This is a genomic window from Planctomycetota bacterium (genome assembly GCA_035574235.1).
Taxonomy (GTDB): domain Bacteria; phylum Planctomycetota; class MHYJ01; order MHYJ01; family JACPRB01; genus DATLZA01.
This window is the reverse complement of the sequence record DATLZA010000171.1, coordinates 1-19,670: the sequence shown is the minus strand read 5'-3', so window position 1 is coordinate 19,670 and position 19,670 is coordinate 1. Positions and strand designations below refer to the sequence as shown.

The following is a 19,670-nucleotide window of genomic DNA, read 5'->3' as shown; positions in this document are numbered from 1 at the left end:
CCGCCGTAGACGATCATGGAGTTGTCGAGAAGCGTCCCCCGCTCCTCCTTGATGCGGTCGAGTTTCTCGAGGAAGTACGCGAACTGCTGCATGTAGAAGAGGTCGATCTTCTTGATCTTGTCGAGCTTGTCCTTGGACCCGCCGTGGTGGGAGAGGGTGTGGTGGCCCTCGTTGATCCCGATCGAGGGAAACGTCCGGTTACTGCCGGAGTTGGCCACCATGAAGGTGGCGATGCGGGTCGTATCCGTCTGGAAAGCGGCCGCCAGGAGGTCGAGCATGACGCGCAGGTGCTGGGCGTAATCCTGCGGGCGGCCGCCGGGGAACTCGAGGTCGGCCGGCGGATTCTTCGGAGCGACGTTCCCCTGGATCTGCTTCTCGATGGAGCGGACGGATTCGAGGTATTCATCGAGCTTGGCTTGATCCGCGGCCCCCAGGCGCGAACGGAGCCCCTTGGCCTCGTCGAGGACCAGATCGAGGAGGCTCCGCGTGTAGGCCGCCTCGCGGGCGATCTCCTGTTCGGACTGCCGGGCCTTGGGATCGCCGAAGAGGCGGATGTAGAGGGCGCGGGGGTCGATCTCCTTGGCCGCCGGCTGGGTGGGGGTGATCCAGGAGATGTTGGACGAGTAGGCGCAGCTGTACCCCGAGTCGCAGTTTCCGGACTGCGCGCCTTCCTGCGTGCCGAGTTCAAGCGAGGGCAGCCGCGTCTCGTGGCCGACCTGCTGAGCGGCGAACTGATCGGCCGAAACGCCAGCGCGGAGGTCCTTGCCGTCGGTCTTCTTCGGGCGCACGCCGGTGAGGTAGGCGGCGCTGTCTCGGGCGTGGTCGCCGGCCCCGTCGCCGCCGCTTTCGGCCGCGCGCTGAGCCAGTCCGCTGATGATGAGCACCTTGGACGCCACGTTCTTGAGGGGCGCCAGCGTCTCGGGCAGTCCCGGCGTCTTCGGCATCTTCCAGCCGTCCATGTTCTGCCCGTTGGGCACGAAGAAGAAAGCCATCCGGACGGGCGGCGGGGCGGCCGAGGACGCCAGGAGCGTCCGCGGCGTCATGGCCTCCAGCCACGGCAGCGCGATCGCGGTCCCGATCCCGCGGAGCAGGGTTCGCCGGGAAAGCGGCTTTCTCATCGCTTGCCTCGCTCTTTCTGACGGTTCCGGAACGGATAGCTCTTGACGATCTCGGTCACGAACGTCGAGAACCGGTACCCGTGGCGCGCGGCGGCCCGGACGATTTCGTCGATCACCGGCTGATCGAAGTGCTCCATGCCCCGGCCCAGCCCGTAGGTCATGAGCTTCTCCGTCAGGCAGGCCGCAAAATCGTCCTTCCGCTCCTTGAGAAGGTTCTTGAGCTCGACCGGCCCCTTGAACGTGCGTCCGTCCGGCAGAGTGGCCGAAACATCGAGAGGCTGGTTTCCGTCCCGTTCGCGCCAGGCGCCCAGGGCGTCGAAGTTTTCCAGTCCGAAGCCGATCGGATCCATCCGGTTGTGGCAGGAAGCGCAGTTCGGGTCGCGCCGGTGGCGCTCCATGCGCTGCCGGAGGGTCAGGCGGGCGTCGTCCGGCTCGGGCTTGAGGTTGGCGGCGTCGGGCACCGGCGGCGGCGGGGGCGTCCCCAGAATCGCCTCGAGAACCCACTTGCCGCGCTTGACGGGGCTGGTCCGGTCCGGATCGGACGTCGCCGCCAGGATCGCCGCCATGGTGATGACCCCGCCGCGCCTCCCGTCCGGAAGCTTCACGCGCTGGAACCCCGACCCGGACGCTCCCGCCAATCCGTAGTGGCGCGCCAGCCGGTCGTTGACGAACGTGAAGTCGGCGTCCAGGAGATCGAGGACGCTGCGGTCCTCCCGAACGATCGCCTCGAAAAAGAGCACGACCTCCCGGATCATGTCTTCCCGCAAGCGGGCGTCGTAGGCGGGAAAGAGCTTGGGATCGAAGTGGATTTCCTCGAGGCGGCGCACCTGGAGCCACTGGGGGGCGAAGTTCTCGGCCAGGGCGGTGGCGCGGGGGTCCTTAAGCATGCGGAGGGCCTGCGCCTCCAGCGCGGCCGGATCCTTGAGCGCGCCCTTGCGGGCCTGCTCGAAAAGCTCGTCGTCCGGCATGCTCGACCAGAGGAAATAGGAAAGGCGCGTGGCCAGTTCCCAGTCGGTCAGGGGCTGCACGCCCTCGCCGGCGGCGCCTTCCGCGCGGAAGAGGAAGTGGGGGGAAACCAGGAGAGCCCGTAGCGGCAAGGTCATCGCGCGATCGAAATCGGGCTCGTGCTTTTCGGCGACGTCGAAGAGCTTGACGAGGCGCTCGACCTCGTCGGGCGCGGCGGGACGGCGGAAGGCGCGCGAGGCCAGCCGGGCGAGCACCTCGCGGGCCGCGTCCCGGGGCTTTTTGGAGCCGCCCGGGCGGCTGACGAAGATGTAGCGGTCGCGCTCGCGGCCCTGGACGGCCTGATCGGCGATCACCCGCGCGGCCGCGAGGTATTTTTCCATGAGCAGGGGCGGCAGGGAAAGGACGTCCCCCACCGTGTCGAAACCGTATCCCAAGTCGTCGGCCGGAAAGTCCTTTGTGGGATCGAAATCCACGCCCAGAAGATCCTTGACGGTACGGCGGTACTCCTGCCGATTGAGCCTCCGGCAGACCACGCGGCCGGCGGTCTTCGGGGCGTTGGGGTCCACGCGGTTGAGCGCCGCTTCGAACCAGTCGGTGATCTGTTTGCGCTCCTCGGGTTTCGGCTGCGGAGAGCCTTCCGGAGGCATCTCGAGGGTGTGGATCTTGACGAGGACTTCCTTCATCAGCTTGCGGTTCTCCCGCACGCTGCGCTCGGTCTGATACTTGGTCAGGTTAAGGTCGGCCTTCGGCTTAAGCTGCGGACCGTGACATTTGTAGCAGTAAGCCGAAAGAAGCGGTTTGATGCGGCTCTGGAACTGTTCGTCAAGAGAGGGTTCGGAAGCGTTCTGGGCGGCCGGGGAAGCCGCGGAGAATCCCCACGCGGCGGCCAAACCCAGAGCCCAAAGAGCACTGAGACGCCCGAAGGTCACGATCCCGCTCCTTTGCCCTAACTAACACGCCAGGTCGGCTCCAAGTTTCGTCGACTACCGATAGAGCCACGGCACGTCGAAGAGGACGACCCGCGTCTCGGACAGGACGCCCCCGCGGGAGTCTCCCGCGCCGTACGCCACAAGCACCCGTCCGTCCGGAAACTCCAGGGCGGCGTCGCCCACCACCGCCGACCGATCTTCTTCGAGCGTCTTGGGTTTCCCCCAGCTCTCGCCCTCGTCCCGCGAAAGGGACGCGGTCAGCACCGCGCCCGGCGGAAGGGCGCGCACCAGAAGAAGGTCCCCGGTTCCGGGAATGCGGCCGGCCGCGAGCCCCCGACCGGCGACCGGAAGGTCCGCCGGCTCCGCTTCGGACCAGCTCTCCCCGCCATCGGAGGAGCGCGCGCGGCGAAGAACGCCGTCCGCGGCCGCCGCCAGGAGGAGAAGACGACCGTCCTTGCGCTCCACGACGAGCGGCTCGCGGAGGCCGCCGCGCACTTCCGCGGGAGCGCGACGCCAGGAGGCCCCGTCGTCGTCCGAAAGGAAGAAGACGACCGTCTCCGAATCCCTGCGCCGAACCGCCGGGAGGACCAGCCGGCCCCCGCGCAGCCGGACGGCGCGATCGGCCGCCAGGTCGTAGATCCCCGGCTCGGCCGTGAGAAAGACCGGCGGGCTCCAGGTGCGCGCCTCGTCGTCCGAGCGGCGCAGGACCGGACGGCAGTCCTCGGCGGCAATCCTCCACAGATGAAAGAGGCCGATCGTCCCATCCCCCATCCGGACGAGGGACGGCCCCTGCGCCCCGGCCCGGGCGACCGGGACGTCCTTCGGCGTCCACGTGCGGCCCCCGTCGCCCGAGAACCGCGCCGCCAGTTCGGGCACGGCCTCGGCCCCGGCGCGCCCCGAATAGCGGGCGTACACGAGCAGAAGAAGGCCGTCCTTGAGCGCCAGGATATCGCATCCGGAATTGCGCGGGTTGCCCGGACCGGGCGGGAGGGGCGCGGTCCTGACGGGTTGCCCGTCCGCGCCCTGGAGGGAAGCGAGAAGCAGGAGGAGCGTTGCGGCGGCCACCGCCCCAAGTATATCACCGGAGCGGGCCCTTCACACGGGGCGCCCCGGGAGGTATCATCCGATCCATGCGCCGGATCCGTCTTCAGTACGGCACCGAGGGGCTCGACCTGGAAGTGGACGCTCCGAACGTGACGGTCGTCGAACCGCGGTATGTTCCCGGCCTCCCCGACGAGGCGGCGGCCTTCCGCGAGGCGGTGCGCGCCCCCATCGGGCGCCCGCCGCTGCGGGAGATCGTCCGGGCGAACGAACGGGTCGCGGTCGTCATTCCGGACATCACGCGTCCCCTTCCGTCGGATCGGCTTCTCCCGTGGCTTTTCGAGGAGCTTTCCCACGTCCCGGCCGCGAACTTCGTGATCGTCAACGGCACGGGATCGCACCGCGCCAATACGCCGGAGGAGCTGGAACGGATGGTGGGCGCGCGGATCGCCCGCTCCTATCGGATCGTCAACCACGACGCCCATGATCCGTCCACGCACGAACGGGCCGGAACCACGAAGGATGGACGGACGGTGTACATGAACCGCGAGTACGTGCGGGCCGACCGCCGGATCGTGCTCGGATTCATCGAGCCTCACTTCATGGCCGGCTTTTCCGGGGGCTACAAAGGCGTCTTCCCGGCGATCGCCGACATCGATTCCATCATGCACTATCACCGCGCCGCCGTGATCGCCGACCCCCGCAGCACCTGGGGGGTGCTCGAAGGCAATCCTACCCAGGAGCAGATCCGGCACAACGGATCGCTCCTGCCGGTGGACTTCTGCGTCAACGTGACGCTCAACCGGGACCGCCGGATTACGGGCTTCTATTGCGGCGATCCCCTGGAGGCGCACCGCCGGGGCAGCGCGTTCGTCCGCAAGACCGCGATGGTCGCCTGCCCGGAACCCTTCCCCGTCGTCGTCACCACGAACGGCGGATATCCGCTGGACCAGAACCTGTACCAGGCGGTGAAGGGAATGTCCGCCGGCGCCCAGATCGTCGCCCCCGGGGGATACATTCTCGCCGCCGCCCGCTGCAACGACGGCTTCCCGTCCCACGGGAACTTCCGCAAGCTGCTCTTCGAGCACGCTTCGCCGCAGGCGCTTCTGGACACCGTGCTGGCCCCCGGATTCTCGATGTTCGACCAGTGGGAGGCGCAGATCCTGGCGAACATCCTGCTCAGGGCCCGCGTGGGGCTCCGCAGCGAAATTCCGGACGACGAGGTCCGGCGGGCGCACCTCGAACCGGTGGCGGACGTCAGCCGTCGGCTCTCCGAGGAGCTGCGCCGGGCCGGCCGGGACGCCCCTGTGGCGGTTCTCCCCGAAGGACCGATGACCATTCCCTACCTCGGCGCCGCGTAGCCGCGCCGCGGCGGTCGCTTTTCCCTTGCCGCATCCGCCCTCCGAGCTAGAGTTATAGATGCTCGTAATTCATTCTATTGGCTTTCCTTAATCAGCCTCCGGAGGACCGCCATGGTGGACGTGTACGGGGTGCCCGCCGCGGGCCGGGACTTCGTCGCCCGCGCCGCCGCTCTGGCCCGGAGCGTGGCCGGTCCCGCGGCCGCGGAGGTGGATGCCCAGGGACGGTTCCCCGCGGAGGCGATCGTGGCGCTCTCCCGGGAGGGATTCCTGGGGCTCTGCCTGCCGGAGGCCGCAGGCGGCCGGGGACAGGGACCGGCCACCTTCGCGGCCGTCGTCGAGGAGCTCGCCCAGGCGTGCGCCTCGACCGCCATGATCTACGTCATGCATGTTTCGGCCGCGCAGGCGATCGCCGCGTCCCGAACGCTCGGCGGGCGGGACGCGATCCTGCGCGAGATCGCCGAGGGACGTCACCTGACGACGCTGGCCTTTTCCGAGCGCGGCTCGCGGTCCCAGTTCTGGCTGCCGGTGTCCCGCCTGGAAGAGGACGGCCGCGCCTACGTCACCAGCGCCTCGAAGAGCTGGGTCACGGCCGCCGGGCACGCCGCCAGCTACGTCGCCAGCGCTCAGGCCCCGGGGGCCCGGAGTCCTCTCGAGTCGGCCGTCTACCTCGTGCGCCGGGAGACGCCGGGCGTCCGCGTCGTTTCGCGATTCGAAGGGCTCGGGCTGCGCGGGAATGAGTCCGCGCCCGTGGAGTTCGCCCGCGTCGCGGTCCGGAAGGAGGATCTTCTCTCCGAGCCGGGCGCCGGGCTGTCCGTCATGCTCGAGGTCGTCCTGCCGTGGTTCGCCGTCGGCACGGCGGCGATGGCCCACGGAATCTGCCGGGCGGCCCTTGGGGCCACGGCGGCGCACCTCTCGGAGGCCGGATTCGAGACGCCCGGGGGGAAGCTCCGCGACCTTCCCAACCTGCGCGCGCGGCTGGCGGAGATGAGCGTGCGCACGGAGGCTTCCCGGGCGCTTCTGGGGCACGCGCTCGCGCGGATGGCCGCGCCGGACGCGACCACCCCTCTGTTCGTCCTTCAGGCGCGGCTCGCCGCGATCCAGGCGGCCGTCGACGTCACCGACCTGGCGCTCAAGACGTGCGGAGGCGCGGCGTTCTCCCGCCACCTTGCGGTCGAGCGCTTCTTCCGGGACGCGCGCGCCGGCTGGGTCATGGCCCCGACGGCGGACCACCTGCTCGATTTCGTCGGCAAGGCCCTGACCGGACTTCCCCTTTTCTGAGACCCCGCGAGGACGCCATGAGCGCCGATCCGATCCTGGTGGGCGCGGTCGCCTACGACCCGAAGGCCGTCACGATCTGGGAGGGCCTCCGGGAGCATTTCCGGGACCGCGGAGTCCCGATGGATTTCGTCCTGTTTTCCAACTACGAACGTCAGGTCGAGGAACTGCTCGCCGGCCACGTGGATATCGCGTGGAACACCCCTCTGGCCCACGTGCGGGTGCGGCGGCGCACGGGGGGCCGATCGATCTCGCTCGGGATGAGGGATACGGATCGCGATTTCCGCTCCAAGATTCTCGTCCGCCGGAACGCGGGAATCCGCACGCTGTCCGATCTGCGCGGAAAGATCCTGGCCGTCGGAAGCCGCGATTCGACCCAGGCCCGGATCCTGCCCCTTCACTTTCTGTCCAGGGAGGGGCTCGATCTCTCCGCGGTGCGCCTTCTGCCGTTCGACACGGACGTCGGCAAGCACGGAGACACGGGAACCAGCGAGCTCGAGGTCCTCCGGGCGCTCCATGAGGGGCGCGCGGACGCCGGCGCCGTGGGCGATCTCGTCTGGGTCGCCGAGCAGGCCGCCGGCCACGTGGACCCGTCGCGCGTCGAAGTCCTCTGGACGACGCCTCCGTTCGATCATTGCATGTTCGACGCGCTCCCCTCCGCCGCGCCGGCCAAGCTCGAGGCCTTCCGGGAAGCGCTCTTCGCCATGCGCTGGGAAGATCCCCGCCACCGCCGCATCATGGAGCTCGAGGGCCTGAAGGCCTGGGTGCCGCCGAGGGAAGAAGGATACCGAAGCCTTCACGAGGCGCTGGAGGCGCAGGAACGCGGATGACGTCGAAAGCGGCGGCCGTCGCGATCGAGGGCGGAGACCTGGCCCTGGGAGAGGGACTCCTGGCTCTTCTGCGGCCGGCGCTGGATCTTGTGGAGCCGGGAGGCGTCGTCGCCGTCCTTTCCTCGAATCCGCGGCTGGGAGAAGACTTGGCCTCGTGGTGCCGGATGGAGCGCCATCCCTATCTCGGAGGCGAGGCCGTGGCCGAAGGCCGATTCCGCCACCTGGTCGAGCGGGGCGGGCTGTCGGTGCCGCGCGGGGCGCGCGAGGAAGGCGCTCCCCTTCCCCTCGAAGGGGGACGCCTGACCGCGCGCGCGGTCCTCGCCCGGGTGCCTTTTCCGGAGCGCGCCGATCCGGCGACGGGCTTCGCGCCGAGAGGCGCCCGCGTGGAGCCGGGAGGACCGCCTTATCCCGTTTCGCTCCTGGAGCGGGACCGCGTGGCCCCCCCGGAAGTGGCCGAGCTGTACGACCAGGCGGTCGCGGCCCAGTGGGACGCGTCGAAGGACATTCCGTGGTCGAAGGTGCGTCCGCTTCCCGCCCCCCTGGAACGGGCGGTCGGGCAGATCATGACCTTCCTGGCGGAAAACGAACTCTCCGCCCTCTACGTGCCGGCGCGGTTCGTCCCGCGCCTCCATCCGGCGTACGCGGAGGTGGCCCAGTTCCTGGCCACGCAGCTCAACGACGAAGCCCGCCACATCGACGCCTTCCTCAAGCGCGCCCGCGCCGGAGGGGGCGGACTGGGCGTCTCCTCCGCCGTCACGTCGCGCTCGCTCCTTTCGCTCCTCGAGCTCGAAGATTTCACGGAATCCTCGTTTCTGCTCTCCGTGCTCGGCGAGGGCACGTTCCTGGACCTCCTGAAGTTCATCGAACGCCACGCGCCCGACGAACCGACCGCGATTCTGGCGGAGAAAGCCCGCGCCGACGAAACCCGGCATGTCCATTTCGGGCTGGCCCACGTCCGCCACGCCCTGTCGTGCGATCCGTCGCTCTACGGCCGCCTGGAAGCGGCCGTCCGGAGGCGCGCCGCGGCGATGGCTCAGGCGGGCGGCGTTCCGGCTCGGATCGCCGACGCTCTGACGGTCCTGGCCGCCCGCGGGACGGATCCCGCCTCCATCCGTCGCGGGCACACGGCCTTCCGGGAGCTCCTCGAGATCATGCACCAGAACCGCGTCCGGCGGCTGGAGCATGCGGGCTTCACTCCCGATCAGGCGCGGACGCTCTCCGATCTGCACACGCCGAATTTCATGTAGCCCCGGACGTCAGAACAGTTCCTCGATCGGTTCGCCGAAGGGGAGCACCGGACGGGGCCGCCCCGAGAAGTCCGGGTATTCCGCGTGGATGTCCACCCCGAGATGCCGGTAGATCGTGGCCAGGACGTCCTGCGGCCGCTTCGGATTGTCCTTCGGGTAGGCCCCTTTGTCGTCGCTGGCCCCCACGACGCGCCCACCCTGGACGCCGCCTCCCGCGATCGCCGCCGAGAAGACGCCCGGCCAATGGTCCCGCCCGTTCCGGTCGTTGAGCTTGGGCGTCCGCCCGAACTCCCCCCACGCCACGACCATCGTCGATTCCAGAAGACCCCGCTCGTGGAGGTCCTCGATGAGGGCGGAATACGCCTGGTCCCAGCGGGGCAGGAAGCCGTTCTTCATGCTGTCGATGCCCTCGACGTGCGTATCCCACCACCGCAAATCCACGGTCACCAGGCGCACGCCGGCCTCGACCAGCCGCCGCGCCAGGAGAATCCGCTGCGACCAGGCCGGGCAGCCGCACCGGTCGGGCGTCGGCGCCTTGAACTCGGGCATGAACCCGTAGCGCTCGCGGACCTTTCGAGGTTCCGCATCCAGATCGAACGCCCGGCGGGCTTCCGGCCCGGTGACGATCTCCCAGGCGCTCTGGTGGAAACGGTCCATCGCCTCCATCATCCCGCTGGTGTCCACCGAACGGCGCAGGCGATCCAGGTCCTCCAGCAGCCGTCGACGATCCGCCAGGCGCTCCAGGGAGAGCGCCGCCGGCGCCTGAAGGTTCGGAACCCGGAACGGTCCGCCGTCGGCGGGATCGGCGAGCGTCTCGAACGGCCGGTAGGCGACCCCCAGATAAGCCGCGTCCGTGCCGGGCACCATGCGCGGAATCATGACGTAGGCCGGCAGCCGCGGATTCTGCGCCTGGAGCTGCCGGGCGACGACCGACCCGCAGCTGGGGGCGACGTTCGCTTCCGCGTCCGGCCCCGGCGGGTAGCCCGTGAAACAGATCTGGTCCGCCGCCGAGTGGCCCGCGTTGTCGTGATGGAGCGACCGGACAATCGACCAGCGATGCATGAGGGCGGCCGACCTCGGAAGCAGCTCGCAAATGCGGATCCCCGGCACCTTCGTCCGAATCGACCCGAACGGTCCCCGGTATTCGGAAGGAGCGTCCGGTTTCGGATCCCACGTCTCGTGCTGACTGGGTCCGCCGCGCATCCAGAGGATGATGACGGAGGACATCCGGCGCGGAGACCTTCCCTGCTCCGCGGCCCGGGCTTCGAGCCGGAGGAGGTCCGGAAGCGCCAGCCCCGCGGCCCCGAGCATGCCCACCCGAAGGAAGCTCCGGCGGTCCAGTTCCCGCAGATGGCGCCGGAACGCACCGGCGTCCAGTCGTCGCACGGCGTGCGGCTGCATCATCGATCCTTTCCCCCGAGGAGGAGCACCTCCTCCGAAATCTCATAACCGATCGGGCGGCGGTCTTACGCCGATTCAGCGCCCCAGGGCGCCGAGCCCCTCCGCCGCCACGGCCCGATCCAGAACGACCCTTTGTCCGACCCGAATGACCTATGGAGAACGCAACCCCCGAGGGGTTCCGAGCTTCCAGACCCGGAGGCTTTTCACGAGGGGCGGCGCCCCGAAGTTGCTGAGCGACACCGTGCGCCGCCGGGCCGGGGGCAGCGGATGGTCGATCTCCGTATCGATCCGGAGCTCACGGTCCACCCACACCTTCATTCGCGTTCCGCGCCGCTCGACGCGCAGCGTATGATCCTCGTCCGGCGCGATCGGCTTGGGGTCCTTCGCCAGGACGATGCATTCCGCCGGATGCAGGGTATCCACGGCGACGCCGTTGTCGTACCCCTGGATCGCCGCGAAAATGATGCGATACCCCTCGAAACTGCTTCCCGAGACCGCCATGCCCAGGGACCACCGTGGGGCGCCGGCAACCTCGGCCTCGACCATCACGTCGTCGCCCACCTCCTCGGACCAGCGCAGTTCGATGAGTCCGTTTCGGGCGGGCCGGTCGGGGGGCGGCCCGAACGTGAGACCGCCGGGGACGAGGCGAACGCGCTCCGGCGCCGGCGCGACGGCACGCGCGGAGGTCGTCAGAGCGTCGGAGAAGCAGAAATGGGTCGTGAACGCGGGCGGAAGCTCCTTCAGAGCCGAAAAATTCAGGTCCAGCGCGGGCTCCCAGCGGAAAAGGTCCGGGCCGTCGGCGACCCCCACCTGGCCGGCCCCGATCTCGACGCTTCGCTCCTCGGCGGCCAGCCGGACCCTGCCCCGGCCCGTGCGGACGCGGGTTTCTCCGACGACCGCGGACAGCTCGAACGCCGTGCCCAGGACGGTCGCCTCGGCATTCGGCGTGAGAAAGACCAGGGAACGGTCGCCGTGCGGAACGATTTCGCACCGGAGCGCGCCGCCGTTGAGTTCCACGCGATCGGCCCGGAACGCGACATCCGTCCGCTCCAGGAGAACGATCGTCGAACCGTCATCCCGGCGGACCACGGCGCGCGCGCCGGACCCCGTGACGTAGCGGTCCCCCTCCCGGACGGGACGGCTTTCCGACAGAACGACTCGGCGGCCGTCGCGCACGATCCAGGCGGAGCCTTCCGCCGGCTCGAAACGCGCGCCCCAGGGGGCGCTTGCGGACCGGACCCAGAAGGCCACCCCCAGGGCCATCAGGACGGCGGCTGCCACGGCGGCGAACCCGCCGGACCGGCGCCGGACCGGCGGCCCGAAGGCCTGAAGAACCCCGTGGGCCGAGACCAGAATCGCATGCATCTGGCAGAAGTCGAGATACATCCTCCGTGCGTCGGAAGACTCGCGCAGGATCCGGAAAAGGCGCTCCCGTTCGGAAGTCTCCAGACGACCGTCGAGAAGCCCCGCCAGAAGCGCTTCGAATTCGGGGCGGACCTCCTCCCAGGATACCGGCATCAGAGGCCTCCCTCCGGGACACGCCCCACGCACTGCAAAAGGGCTTTCCGGATGCGGAAGAGAGCCTGCATGGCCGCGTTCGGAGTCATCCCTCGATCACGGGCGATCTCCTGAACGGAACGGCCCTCGGCATAGCGGCGCCGGAGCATTTCCCGATGATCCGGATTGAGCTTTTCAAGACAACTCGTCAGCCGTTCCTGGCGGGATTCGAAGAGATCGTCCGTCTCCCGGGCGCCGGCGGCCAGAAGATCCAGAAGCTCGTCTTGAAAGATCAGCCGATCCCGAAGCCGTCTCTGGCGGAAGGCCATGACCTGGAAGTGAGCGATCCGGAAGGCCCAGGCGGCGAAGCTGGAGCCCGGACGGAACTCCTTGCTGTCCCGCCAGAGGACCACGTTCGTCTCCTGAAGAATGTCGTTGGCCGCGTCGGGATCGCCCACAAGGGACAAAATGTAGGCGAAAAGCCGCCCCTGATGCTCCGCCATCGTTCGCACAAAGGTTTCCGAATCCCGATCTCCCTTCTGCGGCCCCATGCTTGCAATAAATAGCGGAAGCGGGACGAACCTTACGGAATCCTGGAAGCCCCGGCGCTTCGCTCCGCCCGCTTGACGCGCCTCCGGAGGGGGGATACGCTTACGTCATGCCCAAGACGATCCGTCGGAAAACCCGCACCGAGAGGAAACCCGCCGCTCCCGATCGGCCGATCGACACGGGACTCGAAGTTCCCTTCGAGATCGCGGACCTCGCCGCGATTCCCGGAGTTCCCTGCCCCTGCGGCACAAGCCGACGCGCCTTCCGCCGTCCGGACAACCGGGTCCTGAGCCTCCACCTCGTGGAGATCAGCAAGGACTCGCGGACGCACTACCACAAGGGCTTCACGGAGACGTATTACTTCCTCGAAGGCGAGGGACACATCGAACTGAACGGGACGCTCTACCCCGTGCGGCCCGGGATGGCGGTGATGATCCGGCCGGGGACCCGCCACCGCGCGGTGCCCGGCCGAGGGCCCATGAAAATCCTCAATATCGTCTCGCCGCCCTTCGACCCCGCCGACGAGTGGTTCGACTAGCGGTTTTCGCCCCGCGTTCGAAATCGGACGGCCCTAACTTCCCTCCGGACACTCCTCCGCGATGCGCCGGTACTCCCGAATCGCCCCATCGAACGTCCGGCGCGCCTCCTCCCGCTCCTCCGGCGCGATCGCTTCCGCCCGCACGCGCCAGAGCTGCTCGATCACCCCGACGCACCAGAGGGCGCTCCGGCGCGACGCCCGGATCGGCTTGCCGCCCACAAGAACGTTCACCGGATTCGTGTGCATCTGCGGGAAGTGCCGCAGCGCCACCCAGCTGGAACGCTCCACCGGAAGCTCGAACGCGATCTCGTGCACCCGGTCGTCGGCCGGCACCTCCTTCGACGCGACCGGGCGGCCGTTGACCACGAGTTCCACGAGCCGCGTGGCCCCCTTGGGAACCGCGGCCCCCGGCGCCGTCCCGAGCGCGTTCTCGGCCGCAAAGGCCACTTTCGCCCGCACCGGAACGACCCCCGGCCCTTCCAGCGCCGCCTCCTCCCCCGGCGCCTTCCCGGCCACCCGGAACTCCAGCGCATGCGCGTAGCCGTCCGAGATGTAGCTTCGCCCCCGCGCAAGCCCCTCGCACCAGCGCCCGAAATCGATCCGGTCCACCTTGCCGAGATGGACGTACACGCGCCCCTCGCCCACCCGGCTTCCCGAGATGCAGGGGAAGTCCGTTTCGCCGCTGGCCTTGAGCGGAAAACCGCAATTGAGCATGTGGTACCAGCAGTTCCACTCCAGCTCCCGCTGGGTGTCCATGGCGCTGATGAAGTCGCACAGCCCCTGCGCCACCGTCACGCAGATCTCCTGGGCGCCGATTCCGTCCATGTCCGGAATCGCGTAGTTGGGCAACCGCCGCTTCACGCGCCCGATCGCCGCGGCCGTCTCCTCCGCCGTCAGGAATCCGTCCGAATCGCCGTCCACGGCGCCGAAATCGTCCGGCAGGAGACCCCGGGCGGCTTCCGCGCGGGATACACGGCCGTCTCCGTCCGCATCCAGCTCGCCCACGAGCCTCCGCGCCGTCCGCCCGTCGTCCCGGATCCAGAGGCCGTTGGCCGAATGGGCGTATCCCGTGACGGCTCCCTGGGCCTTGGCCCACTTCATCAGAGGGGTCGTCCAGGTGGGCCAGCCCTTCGTCTTGGTCCCTTCGGAGCCGGGGTACGTCTGGTCCTTCAGATTGAGCAGGCACACGTGCCCGAGCGCCTGCGAGCCGAAGCCGCTCACTTCGACGTCGTACTTGAGCACCGTGAAGGGCTCCGAAAGCTTGTGGGGCGCGGGCTCGAAAAACTTCCGCTGATAGTCGTAGCACGGGCCCCACGTCAGGTTGCAGCCCACGTTGAGCCCCTCGCCCTTGACGTGCAGGAACATGTCCGGGGCATGCACCCCTTCCGTGGGGTTGGTGTAATGGGCGCAGCCGGCGGCGTGGATATGGTGGTCCCCGCTGTAGAAGCCCCACTCCATCGGGTTCACCCACCGTTCCAGCCGCACGTCGATCCGCCCCTCGCCCCGTTCCGGAACCGCGACCGTCCGCCGCAGGAGCCGGTACTCGGGGCCGCGCCCGTACTCCATCGTCAGCTCGCCGGGGGGAAGAATCACCGTCCCGCCGTCGTCCCGGTAGATCTGCTTCTGGAAGAAGAAGTCCGGCGCCAGGCGCTTGGGCTGCGGGGGGTAAACCCGACCCGTCCGATCCGTGAACGTGAACCGCGCGGCGGTCGGCTTGCCGTCGTGATCCCGAATCGTCAGGCGCACCGGCACCCCGGGCCGCACGTCGAAGAGCACCGGCGCTTCGGCCCGGAACCCGAGATCCTGCGTCCCCTGTCCGACGTCGAAGACGATCGTCGCCTCGCGCCTCCCCGCCTCGGACGAGTAAATGAGCGCGATCGCGTACTCGACCCGCAGACCGCTCAGACCGGGCGTCATCGGAGGCGCCTGGAACATCTCCACCTCGAGGAAACGGCCGGGATCCCCCTGGACGTTCCGGAAGCCGCCCGAATAGACCGGCCCGGCCTGAGGACTGGAGATCCGCAGCGCCGACCGCACGGCGCTTTCGTTGACCACCTTGACGAGGACCGGCGTCCAGCCGCCCTGGACGAGGCGGGCCTCCCCCCGGCCCCGCGCCGCCTTCACGCGCGACTCGGGATTGATGTGCACCACCAGAAGCGTCTGGGGATCCAGGAGCCGCTGGATCCGCGCCCCGTCCCGGCCCGCCTCCGAAAGCGCCGCCCGCACGTCCGGCGCCAAAGGAGATCCCAGAAACTCCAGCGCCTGAATCAGTCGCTCCACCTGGGCGGCCAGCGGCTGCCCCTCGACGGGGATCGGATCCTGGGCGGCCAGCGCCAGAACGAGAATCGCCTGCATCATGGCTCCTCCCCCACCCGCACCTTGAGATGCGTCACCGCCCGGACACCGGCGGCGTTGGCCCGCTCCACCCGAACCACGTACACGCCCGGTTTCTCGAACCGATGAATCGTTTCGGCGTACCCGTCGGGCGCCAGAGGGACCGCGTTTCCGTCCGAACGGACCGTCACCGGCGGGCTTCCGTCGCCGAAATCCCAACGCTCCTCCCCGTCCCGGGTCCGGAACGTCCGGACCTTGAACGTCACCGGATCCCCCGGGCGAAGGCCGAACGTGGGCCAGTACGCCGCGTGAATCGTGGGCGGCAGATCCTTGGGACGGTGGCGATCCAGAACCTGGACGACGGCGAAGTCGTAGTCCTCCCGCCCGTCGGCGTCGGTGACTTTGAGAATCTCGCTGTAGCTTCCCGGACGCTCGTAGCGCCGCGCGACGCGGGGCCCCTCGGCCTTCGTCCCGTCCCCGAACGTCCATTCATGGCGCAGGCCTTGGCCCCAGGAGCGTGAGCCGTCCAGAACCGCCTCCTGTCCCGCCCACAGCAGGTGGTGCGGACGCGCCACGGCGACGATCCGGGGGGCGTATTCCCGACGGTAGGCCTCCCAGAGAAAAGCGTATCCTTCCTCGATGCCCCAGTCGCCCGACGGCTGGCGGCGGGTGATGTCGAAGTGCAGATGCGCCCAGCCGCCGCTGGCCCCTTCCTTCCCCAGAAGCCCGATCCGCCGTCCCATCTCGACGGTCTCCCCCGGCTTCACCTCGATCGTCTTGAGATGGCTGTAGCGGTAGTACCAGCCGCGGCCGTCCCGAAGGTAGACGACGTCATACCGCGGCCGCGCCGGCGAGCCTTCCTCCCCCGGAAGAAGCGCGTTTCCCGCGCTGACAACGCGCCCGTCGGTGGCGGCGACGACCTCCACCTGACCTTCGCTGCCGCCGATGTCCAGCCCCCAGTGATAGTAGATCTTGCGCGGTCCCGGGATATCCCCGCCGTCCACGAAAACGGGCTCGTTGGCCATTTGCGTGAGACCGGCGAACCACCGCTGGCGGACCGGATAGCGGAACGTCCCCGGCGCAAGCCACGGCGAACCCGCCGGCCAGATCCGGATCCGCGCGTCCTTCCGGAGCGCCCAGACGTCGGTCCGTGAATTCGCCACCGTCCCCCGGGTGATCGGACAATCGACCTGAAACTCCCCCACCGTCACCGGAAGGTTATAGTGCGCCGACTCCACCCACTCCGCGCGGCCGTCGATCTCCACGCGGACGCGTGCCCGCCGCACCGCGTCGCACACGTCGTCACGGAACTCCTCGAGATCCAGGAGGCGCACGCGCACCTTGCGCCCTCCGGGAATCTCCACCTCCGCCGCTTCCCCGACCTTCAGATCCGCCGCTCCATGCCGCGGCTCCTCGCCGGACTGGGGCGCGACCCCGAGACAGACGGCCAGCGCGAGAGCCTTCATCTCCGGATCCCCTTTTCCCCCGAGGAACCGGCGCCTTCCCGCTCCAGAAACCGCCGCACGTCCTCGGGACCGAGCGGCTGCGTGGCTCCTTCCTGTTCCGCCACGAGCGCTCCCAGGACGTTCCCGCGGAACAGGCACTCCGCCAAAGGCCTCCCTTGGAGATACGCTCCAAGGAACCCCGCGCTGAAGGCGTCTCCGGAACCCACCGTATCGACGACCCGGACGTTCCAGCCCGGCACCTCGGCGCGTTCGTTCCGGGAAACCGCCACGGCCCCCCGTTCCCCCAGGGTCACCACGCAGCAGCGCAGCGGCCAGCGTTCCAGAATCGCCTCCGCCGCGGCGGCCGGAGCTCCGCCGCGCAGGCCGAACATTCCCGCCAGGGCCTCGGCCTCGCCTTCGTTGAGCTTCAGGACGTCCGCCGCCGCTAGCGATGCGGCGATCGTCTCGGGCGTGTAACAGTCCTTCCGGAGATTGATGTCCAGAAACTTCGCCGCCCGCGGCGCCGCCGCGAGCACCCTCCGGAGCGTCTCCCGCGACACGGGCGAACGCTGAACGAGCGTCCCGAAGTAGACCGCGTCCGCCCGGGCGGCGGCTTCCAGCAGGGCCGGCGCCGGCTCGATGTAGTCGTACGCCACGTCCGGAACGATCGTGAATTCCGGAACGCCGCGCGCATCCACCGAGACGGGCACGGTCCCCGTGGGCCGCCGGTCGTCCCATTGCACCAGCGCCAGGTCCAGCCCCAGCGCCTTCAGCCGCTCCCCCGCCCGCAGGCCCCACGCGTCGCGCCCCAGGCGCGTCACCAGAAGCGCCCGGTCCCCGAACGCGTTCAGGCGGTACGCGAAGTTCGCCGGCGCCCCTCCGAGCGCCGGCCCGGACGGAAGAAGATCCCAGAGCGCCTCTCCGAACGCCAGAACCGTTTTCATAAGAGCCCACTTCACCACAGGAAAGAGCGTTCCTCAAAGAAAAACGCTACAATGCCCGCCCCGGAGGAGAACGGATGAACTACCGCACGTTGGGACGCACCGGCCTGCGCGTTTCGGAGATCGGCTTCGGCGCCTGGGGCATCGGCGGCAAGCAGTGGATCGGCGCCGCCGACGATGAATCCGAGCGCGCCCTGGAACGGGCGATCGAGCGGGGCCTCAACTTCATCGACACGGCGCTCGCCTACGGGGACGGGCACAGCGAGCGCGTCGTCGGGCGCGTGCTCCGCCGCCGTCGGGAAAAGATTTACGTGGCCACCAAGGTTCCGCCCCGCAACCGGCAGTGGCCCGCCCGGCGCGACGTGCCGGTCGAGGAGGTCTTCCCCGGCGCCTACGTCGCCGAATGCACCGAAGAGAGCCTGAGGAACCTCGGCGTCGAAACGCTCGATCTCCAGCAGCTCCACGTCTGGACGGACGAGTTCGTCGGCCGGGGCGACTGGCTGGAGGCGGTGGAGCGCCTGAAGCGGCAGGGCAAGATCCGCTTCTTCGGCGTTTCCCTCGGGGAGCACACGCCGGAGAACGGCCTGGAGCTGCTCAAGACCGGCGTCGTGGACACGGTCCAGGTGATCTACAACATCTTCGACCAGAGCCCCGAGGACCGCCTTTTTCCCTTCTGTCTCGAGCGGCAGATCGGCGTCATCGCCCGGGTGCCGCTCGACGAAGGGGGCCTGACGGGGAAAGTCACGCCCGAGACCGTTTTCCCGCCGGGCGATTTCCGCGAGCGCTATTTCAAGGGCGACCGCAAGCGCGAGGTCTTCGAGCGGGTCCAACGGATCTCGGAGGATCTGGACGTCTCGCTCGAGCGGCTTCCGGAGATCGCGATCCGCTTCTCGCTCAGCCATCCGGCCGTCTCGACCGTCATCCCCGGGATGCGGTCCGTGCGGCACGCGGAGGCCAATTGCGCGCTCGGCGACGGCCGGGGGCTGCCGCCGGAGCAGGTTCAGGCGCTCCGCGCGCACCGCTGGGTGCGGAACTTCTATCAGCCCTGACCGGGAGACGGGTCAGCGGAAAAACTCGGCCCACGCGGGATCGGCCGCGAGCGCCGGACGCTCGCGCCGGAGAGCGCCCCCGACGTCGAAGCCCTCCTCGCGCGCCCGGCGGAAGCAGGCCCGCGCGGCCCCCGGGTCCCCCAGAAGCGTGATTCCCCGGTAGTAGTGCGCCGGACCGTGCCGCGGATGGCGCTCGAGCGTCTCCTCGAACCTCCGCCGGGCCTCCGGGAGACGTCCGCGGCCGAGTTCGAGGAGTCCCAGGTTGAAATAGGCGGTCGGAGCGTACGGAGCGGTCCCGATCGCGCGGAGCAGGGCCGCCTCCGCCTCGCGCCCGTCCCCGCCGCCCTTCAGGATCGCGACCGCCAGGCTGTTGAGCGCGTCGAGATGGTTCGGACGCCGGCGGAGGGTCCGGCGGAACGCCTCCGCCGCCTCGTCGAAGCGGCCGGTCGCGGCATAAAGCTTCCCCCGAAGGTACGCCACGCGCCAGTGTCCGGGGGGAATCCCTTCGGCCCGCTCGAGCAGCCGCTCCCGGGCGGCCGGATCCGGTTCGCGCGCGGCCGCGGCGAGCGTCGCCTCGAGCGCCGCCAGGCCCGTCCCCACCCCAACGCCCGCCAGGCTCAAGGCCGCGCCGACTCCCGCCGCCACGCGCGCGCGCCGGCCCTCGAGCGTCCGGCCGGCCAGCAGGCCCAGAAGCCCCCCGAAGAGAATCGTCGGCGAGACGTGAAGCGTGACCGTGTTGAACAGGCCCGCCGCCAGGTACGCGGCGACCCCGCCCCCCAGTCCGGCGACCTGGAGGCGCTCCTCGGAGCCTTCTGGAGCCGCGCGGACGCGGCGCCGCCAGAGCCGCGCGGCCAGGGCCGCCACGGCGATCCACGCGAGGAATCCGGGAGCGCCCGTCTCCGCGGCGATCTGCATCCAGCTCGAGTGGGCGTCTTCGACCTCCACGAAGGCGGGGCCGGAGGCGGCGTGATGAAAGCGGAACTCCGCTTCGCCGCGATACGGAGGGAAGGCGGCCGCGAAGTTCCCGGCGCCGGCGCCGAGGATCGGCCGGTCGGCGGCCAGGCGGGCGGCTCCTTTCCAGATCTCCAGGCGCACCACGCGGCCGGTGGCCAGACGCTCTTCGGAAAGGTAGCGGCCCGGCCGGAGGGC

General features: G+C 69.5%; 16 protein-coding genes. 6 read left to right on the top strand and 10 right to left on the bottom strand.

The genetic code is table 11. From position 1 onward, the window contains the following. From VNO22_15905 to VNO22_15895, 3 genes are all read right to left on the bottom strand, one after another. On the bottom strand, positions 1 to 1,118 hold a 1,118-nt coding region (locus VNO22_15905; GenBank protein HXG62854.1), incomplete at its 3' end, for a DUF1552 domain-containing protein. Next, positions 1,115 to 3,013: a DUF1592 domain-containing protein gene (locus VNO22_15900; protein ID HXG62853.1), complete on the bottom strand. Its 1,899-nt coding sequence runs from the start codon at positions 3,011 to 3,013 to the stop codon at positions 1,115 to 1,117. The genes VNO22_15900 and VNO22_15905, both read right to left, overlap by 4 nt. Positions 3,014 to 3,067: 54 nt before the next feature. Beyond that, on the bottom strand, positions 3,068 to 4,078 hold the full coding sequence (locus tag VNO22_15895; GenBank protein ID HXG62852.1) for a sialidase family protein: 1,011 nt from the start codon (positions 4,076 to 4,078) through the stop codon (positions 3,068 to 3,070). A 65-nt stretch (positions 4,079 to 4,143) separates the two neighbouring features. Between VNO22_15895 and larA the strand changes: the two genes are divergently transcribed. The 4 genes from larA (at position 4,144) to VNO22_15875 (ending at position 8,767) form a co-directional block, all read left to right on the top strand. Next, entirely contained in the window at positions 4,144 to 5,415 is a 1,272-nt protein-coding gene (gene larA / locus VNO22_15890; protein HXG62851.1) for a nickel-dependent lactate racemase, read from the top strand. A 111-nt stretch (positions 5,416 to 5,526) separates the two neighbouring features. Beyond that, positions 5,527 to 6,693 (top strand): acyl-CoA dehydrogenase family protein, encoded by a 1,167-nt coding sequence (locus VNO22_15885; GenBank protein HXG62850.1) that lies wholly within the window; start codon positions 5,527 to 5,529, stop codon positions 6,691 to 6,693. Positions 6,694 to 6,710: 17 nt separating this feature from the next. Next, on the top strand, positions 6,711 to 7,520 hold the full coding sequence (locus VNO22_15880; protein ID HXG62849.1) for a phosphate/phosphite/phosphonate ABC transporter substrate-binding protein: 810 nt from the start codon (positions 6,711 to 6,713) through the stop codon (positions 7,518 to 7,520). Then, positions 7,517 to 8,767 (top strand): ferritin-like domain-containing protein, encoded by a 1,251-nt coding sequence (locus VNO22_15875; GenBank protein ID HXG62848.1) that lies wholly within the window; start codon positions 7,517 to 7,519, stop codon positions 8,765 to 8,767. Before VNO22_15880 ends, VNO22_15875 begins: the two co-directional genes overlap by 4 nt. A gap of 9 nt (positions 8,768 to 8,776) precedes the next feature. Here VNO22_15875 and VNO22_15870 read toward each other — a convergent pair whose 3' ends face one another. The 3 genes from VNO22_15870 to VNO22_15860 form a co-directional block, all read right to left on the bottom strand. Beyond that, positions 8,777 to 10,171: a DUF1501 domain-containing protein gene (locus VNO22_15870; GenBank protein ID HXG62847.1), complete on the bottom strand. Its 1,395-nt coding sequence runs from the start codon at positions 10,169 to 10,171 to the stop codon at positions 8,777 to 8,779. Positions 10,172 to 10,318: 147 nt separating this feature from the next. Further along, complete coding sequence (locus VNO22_15865) at positions 10,319 to 11,686, bottom strand: FecR family protein (protein HXG62846.1); 1,368 nt, start codon at positions 11,684 to 11,686, stop codon at positions 10,319 to 10,321. Further along, the gene (locus VNO22_15860) at positions 11,686 to 12,177 is read right to left on the bottom strand and encodes a sigma-70 family RNA polymerase sigma factor (protein ID HXG62845.1); all 492 of its coding nucleotides are present in this window, start codon (positions 12,175 to 12,177) and stop codon (positions 11,686 to 11,688) included. The genes VNO22_15865 and VNO22_15860 overlap by 1 nt, the downstream gene beginning before the upstream one ends. A gap of 146 nt (positions 12,178 to 12,323) precedes the next feature. On the opposite strand from VNO22_15860, the gene VNO22_15855 reads away from it, so the two are divergent. Next, positions 12,324 to 12,752 (top strand): cupin domain-containing protein, encoded by a 429-nt coding sequence (locus VNO22_15855; protein ID HXG62844.1) that lies wholly within the window; start codon positions 12,324 to 12,326, stop codon positions 12,750 to 12,752. A 33-nt stretch (positions 12,753 to 12,785) separates the two neighbouring features. Here the strand turns inward: VNO22_15855 and VNO22_15850 are convergent, their stop codons facing one another. From VNO22_15850 to VNO22_15840, 3 genes are read right to left on the bottom strand one after another with little or no spacing between them, the layout of a single operon-like run. Continuing rightward, on the bottom strand, positions 12,786 to 15,110 hold the full coding sequence (locus tag VNO22_15850; protein HXG62843.1) for a CehA/McbA family metallohydrolase: 2,325 nt from the start codon (positions 15,108 to 15,110) through the stop codon (positions 12,786 to 12,788). Then, the gene (locus tag VNO22_15845) at positions 15,107 to 16,552 is read right to left on the bottom strand and encodes a PKD domain-containing protein (GenBank protein ID HXG62842.1); all 1,446 of its coding nucleotides are present in this window, start codon (positions 16,550 to 16,552) and stop codon (positions 15,107 to 15,109) included. The genes VNO22_15850 and VNO22_15845 overlap by 4 nt, the downstream gene beginning before the upstream one ends. Next, positions 16,549 to 17,490 (bottom strand): carbohydrate kinase, encoded by a 942-nt coding sequence (locus VNO22_15840; GenBank protein ID HXG62841.1) that lies wholly within the window; start codon positions 17,488 to 17,490, stop codon positions 16,549 to 16,551. The genes VNO22_15845 and VNO22_15840 overlap by 4 nt, the downstream gene beginning before the upstream one ends. Before the next feature lie 59 nt (positions 17,491 to 17,549). On the opposite strand from VNO22_15840, the gene VNO22_15835 reads away from it, so the two are divergent. Further along, positions 17,550 to 18,521, top strand: a complete 972-nt coding sequence (locus tag VNO22_15835; protein HXG62840.1) for an aldo/keto reductase — start codon at positions 17,550 to 17,552, stop codon at positions 18,519 to 18,521. A gap of 12 nt (positions 18,522 to 18,533) precedes the next feature. Here VNO22_15835 and VNO22_15830 read toward each other — a convergent pair. Continuing rightward, a partial coding sequence (locus tag VNO22_15830) for a tetratricopeptide repeat protein (GenBank protein HXG62839.1) occupies positions 18,534 to 19,670 on the bottom strand: 1,137 nt, incomplete at its 5' end.

Excerpts from the sequence above, each read along its gene's own strand:
- VNO22_15845 (HXG62842.1), bottom strand. The coding sequence starts at position 16,552 with ATGAAGGCTCTCGCGCTGGCCGTCTGTCTCGGGGTCGCGCCCCAGTCC.
- VNO22_15850 (HXG62843.1), bottom strand. The coding sequence starts at position 15,110 with ATGATGCAGGCGATTCTCGTTCTGGCGCTGGCCGCCCAGGATCCGATC.
- VNO22_15870 (HXG62847.1), bottom strand. The coding sequence starts at position 10,171 with ATGATGCAGCCGCACGCCGTGCGACGACTGGACGCCGGTGCGTTCCGG.
- VNO22_15875 (HXG62848.1), top strand. The coding sequence starts at position 7,517 with ATGACGTCGAAAGCGGCGGCCGTCGCGATCGAGGGCGGAGACCTGGCC.
- VNO22_15885 (HXG62850.1), top strand. The coding sequence starts at position 5,527 with ATGGTGGACGTGTACGGGGTGCCCGCCGCGGGCCGGGACTTCGTCGCC.
- VNO22_15865 (HXG62846.1), bottom strand. The coding sequence starts at position 11,686 with ATGCCGGTATCCTGGGAGGAGGTCCGCCCCGAATTCGAAGCGCTTCTG.
- larA (HXG62851.1), top strand. The coding sequence starts at position 4,144 with ATGCGCCGGATCCGTCTTCAGTACGGCACCGAGGGGCTCGACCTGGAA.
- VNO22_15880 (HXG62849.1), top strand. The coding sequence starts at position 6,711 with ATGAGCGCCGATCCGATCCTGGTGGGCGCGGTCGCCTACGACCCGAAG.
- VNO22_15855 (HXG62844.1), top strand. The coding sequence starts at position 12,324 with ATGCCCAAGACGATCCGTCGGAAAACCCGCACCGAGAGGAAACCCGCC.
- VNO22_15835 (HXG62840.1), top strand. The coding sequence starts at position 17,550 with ATGAACTACCGCACGTTGGGACGCACCGGCCTGCGCGTTTCGGAGATC.